The sequence below is a fragment of the Alkalibacillus almallahensis genome, assembly GCF_011761495.1.
In the GTDB taxonomy this organism is placed as follows: domain Bacteria; phylum Bacillota; class Bacilli; order Bacillales; family Alkalibacillaceae; genus Alkalibacillus; species Alkalibacillus almallahensis.
Genome location: NZ_JAASRU010000029.1, coordinates 1 through 3915 on the forward strand (window position 1 = coordinate 1; position 3915 = coordinate 3915).

The 3915-nt window shown below is 34.6% G+C and carries 4 protein-coding genes; 3 read left to right on the top strand and 1 reads right to left on the bottom strand.

Annotation, left to right across the window (positions count from 1 at the left end; all coding sequences use genetic code 11):
* The first annotated feature begins 410 nt into the window (after positions 1-410).
* The 3 genes from FHR85_RS14220 to mobV all read left to right on the top strand — a co-directional run bounded on the left by FHR85_RS14220 (position 411) and on the right by mobV (position 3071).
* Complete coding sequence (locus FHR85_RS14220) at positions 411-1358, top strand: protein rep (RefSeq protein WP_167264418.1); 948 nt, start codon at positions 411-413, stop codon at positions 1356-1358.
* Positions 1359-1472: 114 nt separating this feature from the next.
* On the top strand, positions 1473-1631 hold the full coding sequence (locus FHR85_RS14225) for an antitoxin VbhA family protein (RefSeq protein WP_167264420.1): 159 nt from the start codon (positions 1473-1475) through the stop codon (positions 1629-1631).
* 246 nt (positions 1632-1877) lie between these two features.
* Positions 1878-3071, top strand: coding sequence for a MobV family relaxase (gene mobV / locus FHR85_RS14230; RefSeq protein WP_167264424.1), 1194 nt, complete (start codon positions 1878-1880; stop codon positions 3069-3071).
* 207 nt (positions 3072-3278) lie between these two features.
* Here the strand turns inward: mobV and FHR85_RS14235 are convergent, their stop codons facing one another.
* Positions 3279-3782: a type III toxin-antitoxin system ToxN/AbiQ family toxin gene (locus tag FHR85_RS14235; RefSeq protein WP_167264422.1), complete on the bottom strand. Its 504-nt coding sequence runs from the start codon at positions 3780-3782 to the stop codon at positions 3279-3281.
* Between the last annotated feature and the right edge of the window lie 133 nt (positions 3783-3915).

Here is a 3915-nt window from a genome sequence, read left to right on the forward strand (position 1 = left end):
ACCAATTGTATAGCTCACGCTTATGGTGGTGAAACACCAATTGTATAGCTCACGCTTGTGGTGGTGAAACACCAATTGTATAGCTCACGCTTGTGGTGGTGAAACACCAATTATTTTTATGATTACTTAAATTGTATCAACTTATTTTTTAAATGACAAGAGGATTCGTATTTACAGTTTATTCATAGTGGTTTGTTTGTGATTGGATTATGTGTGATTTTGCGTTCAGCAAAATCACGTTTCTTCTTATCTTGATATAAGGGTAACATCTCTGATTTACCCGTAATTCGCAAATCCGTTGGTATGACTGGCTTAAAAAGAGAAAAACTTGCCAAAATCCGTATACTGTTGTATTCTTTAAGTGACGAGCAAAAAGAAAAGAACAGATAAAGTTACGGAGGCAAGTTTTTATGGATAAATCTAATATTAACGTTGTTGAGGACAAGTATACACCAAAGAAACAAAAAAATCTAGTGTTAAGTGGAATGATTGAGAATTTGGTTTCGGAAAGTATGTACGAGCTGATTGTTGATTGTAATACATTTATGATGATGGCAAGTGATAAAAATATGGAACATAAAAAGTTGTATAAAAATAACGCTTGTAAAAATCGGTTCTGTCCAATTTGTGCATGGCGAAAAGCAGGAAAAGATGCTTTGAAGTTGTCTATCATGATGAAGCATTTGAAATCGGAACAGGACAAGCAATTAATTTTTGCTACGTTTACAACGCCAAATGTTAAGGCTGATGAATTAAACGACGAAATTCGACATTTGAATCAATCGTTTCAACGTTTAATGCAACGAAAGCAAGTCAGGGAAACGATTCAAGGTTATGCTCGTAAAATTGAAGTTACATACAACCAAGAGCGTGATGATTATAACCCACATATTCATGCGTTATTTGTAGTCGATAAAGGTTATTTTAATAATCCTAAAAAATATATGCCACGTGATCGTTGGCTTGAACTTTGGAAATCATGCACGAAAGATGAGCGTATTACACAAGTGCATGTTCAAAAAGTTAGAGAAGATAATAATAGTCGTGCTTATGAAGTCGCAAAATACTCGGCAAAAGACGAAGATTATTTGATTAGTGAAGAAGTATTTAAAGTGTTTTATAAAGCGTTGAAAGGTAAACGTTTGATTGTTTTTTCAGGTCTGTTTAAAGAAGCGTCGCAGAAATATGAAGATGGTGAACTTGATCACCTGAAAGAAGAAAGCACAATTGATTATGTGTATCTTTTGATGTATCAATGGGGAAACGGAAAATACGCTGAAATAGAAAAGCGTTTGTTAGATGATGAAGAGAAGGAAGAAGTGAATGGTGGTAAAATAGAGGATATGGAAGTCGAATAAGAAGGAGTGATGAAGATGGAAACGTTAGGTCTTATTATTTCTTTAACGGCATTAGGTGTCAGTCTTACAGCGTTCACACTTATTTTGAAACACAATAAAACTGGAGTTGAGTAAATGGTTTGTGATGAACTAGATAAAGCTTACCAGCAAGCTAAACATCAACTGGAGATCGAAGGCTTCACTTTGACAGACGAAGATGAACAGAACATGAAAGCTGTTGTTCGTGGCGATATGAGCCGGAAACAACTGATTGAGCAACTGAAAAGAGCGTGAAAAGTAACAGTCACAACGTGGCTGTTATTTTTTTATGCTCTTTATAGCGGAATGGCCATACAGATTTCTGTATGGCTTTTTCGCTATGGAGAAATACCCGAATAATTATGAGGGTGTTTCTTGCCATGCGTAGCATGGTTCGGCGAAGCCGAAAAGCCCTCGGCAGAGCACACACTTTTGGAACAAAAGTATAGTGTGCTATACTTTCTTTAGAAAATTCTCTGGATCGAGGGGCGGTGCTTTACTATCAGTTATGCTATTTGCCGAATGCAAAAGATGAAATCTCACGCTATAAAAGGCATGCAATTTCATAACCAACGAGAAAAAGAAAGTAAAACGAATGGCGATATTGATAAAACAAAAACGCATTTGAATTATGATTTAGTTAATCCTGAACCGATCAACTATAACGAAAAAATACAAGAAATTATCAATACACAAAAAACATCAACGCGTAAGACACGATCAGATGCTGTTTTAGTTAATGAGCTGTTGGTTACGTCTGATCGTGATTTTTTTGATGGCTTATCGGAAAAAGAGCGAGAGCAATTTTTTCAAGAAAGCTATAAATTATTTGCTGAACGATACGGAGAGCAAAACGTTGCTTATGCAACTGTTCATAATGACGAAAAGACACCTCATATGCACTTAGGCGTTGTGCCTATGCGTGATGGAAAATTGCAAAGTAAAAATGTGTTTGATCGTCAGGAGTTAAGATGGATTCAAGATGAATTTCCAAAGCACATGAAAAGTTTAGGGTTTGAAGTAGAACGTGGTGAAAAAGGATCTGATCGTGAACATGTAGATATGCTCAAATATAAAGAGCAAACGCTAAACGAAAAGATTCAAGGGTTAGAAACGGAACTATCTCAAAAACAACAAGAGAAAACTGAAATTGATACATCAATTCAGAAAATCCAGTCAGAATTACAAGATTTATCGTCAGCAGTTGATCATTCTAAACGGATTGATGAGATTGATTTTAAAGAGAGTGGTTTTATAAACTCAAAATCGGTCAAATTAGAGCGATTTGATTTTGATAGGATGAAAACACTTGCTAAAGTTTCGGAAGCTCTCAAAGGTGAAAATGAAACGATTTTGGACAAAAATACGCAATTAGAAAAGAAAAACATGAATTTAGAAAAAGAAAATTTGAATTTAAAGAAAGACAATAAAGATTTGCAAAAAGAAAACCAGTTGTTAAAACAGGAAAATAAATTCTTGCAGCGCACATTAGAACAAGTTAAATATTACTTCAAAGATCAGGTGCAAGAATTAGCTCAAAAGATAGGTTATCTAAAATCTGATTTGTTAGATCGAATGAATGTAAATGTGAAGCAAAAGCATTTTGCTGATGAAAATGAGGTGAAAGGTGCTCAAGCTTATGTGCATCAGAAAAAAGAAAAGCAAAAGGAAAAAGGCGAAAACGAATTGGAATAACTCGCTAGTGAACGGTTTATGACGGAGAGCAAACGAAGTCTTTTTGTGATGGAGAACCCCCTGCTACACTATTGAAGCCAAACGTGGAATTGTCGATGACAGGATTTTTCCCGTTTGGCTACTTATTTGGGGTGCAGGGGGTGCAGGCATCCATCACAAAAAGGAATCGGCTTGATTGAGTAATAAATAGTGAACGTGATCAGACGATTATTTCGAGAAATTTTTATATTCTGTTTCAAGTAATTTGAAATCGTTTGATAATTTTTTAAAGAATGGTTTTTCGTTGATTACGTCATCATATAGTTTTTTTGCTTTTCTTTTTATATCTTCTTGTTTAGATATTATAAAGCTATATTCTTTTTCCAAAAGAACTTTATATTTATCGTCATAATTACTAAATTCCATATATTCTATTTCAGTTTGAATAATAGGAAACATGTTATTTAAGTGAATGACAGAGAGTTTTTCTTCTCTACTATCACCGTAAATTTTATAAATAGTATGGTTGTGTATTTTGTCATACTTTTCTGGTTTGTAAGAAGCTAAGGGCGCAAAATATTGGTGCTCGTCTATTGTTAGTATTACACCTACATAAGGCTTTGGTTGAGTTTCATAATCCTTTTTATTTAGTGGAATTTTAGGTTCGATTGTTCTTAGAAAATCCAGGTATGTATCGCTGATCGTGTAGAATTTCATTTTGTTTTCATCCATTTTTCTCTCTCCTTTTTTAATAAAAAAGAGGTAGTGACTAGTGTCACTACCTCTTACACCTTTTTTGGTGGTGTGAACCAATTGTATAGCTCACGCTTATGGTGGTGAAACACCAATTGTATAGCTCACGCTT